The sequence below is a fragment of the Endozoicomonas sp. SESOKO4 genome, assembly GCF_024606275.1.
In genome coordinates this window covers 1-1,326 of record NZ_JAHHPS010000611.1, presented here as the reverse complement: position 1 = coordinate 1,326, position 1,326 = coordinate 1, and the positions used below count along the sequence as shown (strand labels likewise).

The 1,326-nt window shown below is 46.7% G+C and carries 2 pseudogenes; both read left to right on the top strand.

Annotated features, from left to right (window positions below):
* Positions 1–50 precede the first annotated feature (50 nt).
* A pseudogene (locus KDK16_RS11925) lies at positions 51–488 on the top strand (chromosome segregation protein SMC); the annotation flags it as partial.
* Positions 489–911: 423 nt separating this feature from the next.
* Positions 912–1,326 (top strand): annotated as a pseudogene (locus tag KDK16_RS11920) (hypothetical protein); the annotation flags it as partial.

The following is a 1,326-nucleotide window of genomic DNA, read 5'->3' as shown; positions in this document are numbered from 1 at the left end:
CTTCATCAACCTGAGTCAGAACCGGTAAGGGCTCTGATTTTTCCTGAACTTCCGGTTTGCAGGAACTGTTCCCCAGAGTCTTCGGAGGTGGCCGCGCTTATCTGCAGTTGACCGGCGAAGATCTCCTGGATACCGGGGTAGCTATCATGGCGCAACCGCCGGGCAAGAAGAACAGTACTATCCATCTGCTGTCTGGTGGTGAAAAGGCGCTGACGGCGATTGCCCTGGTATTTGCCATCTTTCAGTTGAATCCTTCACCCTTCTGCATGCTTGATGAGGTGGATGCACCATTGGATGATGCTAATGTAGGCCGGTACGCCAAAATGGTTTCAGAAATGAGTGACAAGGTTCAGTTTATCTACATCACCCATAACAAAATTGCCATGCAGGCAGCGAATCAACTAGTGGGTGTAACGATGCAGGAGCCCGGTGTCTCCAGACCCGTATCTGTGGATGTGGAAGAGGCCGCAGCTATGGCAGAACTCTGAACTTTTTCTTATTGAACGGTTAGTTTTTATTCGTTGTTCAGTATAAGAAGTCTGTTTTTGTGTAACCTGAGATTAAACGGTTTGTACAGTTGCACAGGCGACTGAAAAAAGTTATCACTATTTATCGAACTTTGTTAATGATATCCGTGGTTTGCGCTTGAAGGGACAATAAATACTCGCCAAAATAGACTTGTAGGTCAGGATGCTTGACTTACCTGATTCTGGCGGTTGTCGGACAGTGTTATGAAAGTGAAGATTAAAAACGTGTTTCATCAATAATCATAAACAATGGTCTGAATACATATTGTTTTGTTGTAACATGGTAGTACATTTCACTGATTTATAAATTTCAGACTTTTTTGCGTTTTCGGGTTGTTGGTTTTCAGGCGGCAACAACCCACCGGGTAAACAGGCGGCATGGACATGAGTTTACGAGATTGGTTGGTAGTAATCGGAATCGTCGTCATTATTGGCGTTCTGGCTGATGGATACCGCCGTATGCGTCTGGCTAGAAAAAGAGCATCAGAACTGTCTTTCGGTCTTGAAGATGTAAAAGGAAATGAAGACGAGTTTGGCAGTGAATTGCCCAATGGTGGAGCCAGAAGGTCAGAGGCTCCCCCCCAGAAGTTGGAAACAGTGAAGAACTGGGTGCGTTCAGAAGAGTCAACCCATGTTTCTGTGAGGGAGCGGATCGAACCGGAAATATCCAGCCTTGGGTCAGAAATTATGGCGCCTGCCAGGCCGGTGCAAGAGACACCCGCAGAGAAACCGTCTGTTGAGGCTCCGGAAGTTCAGGAAAAATCAGAGCCCTTACCGGTTCTGACTCAGGTTGATGAAG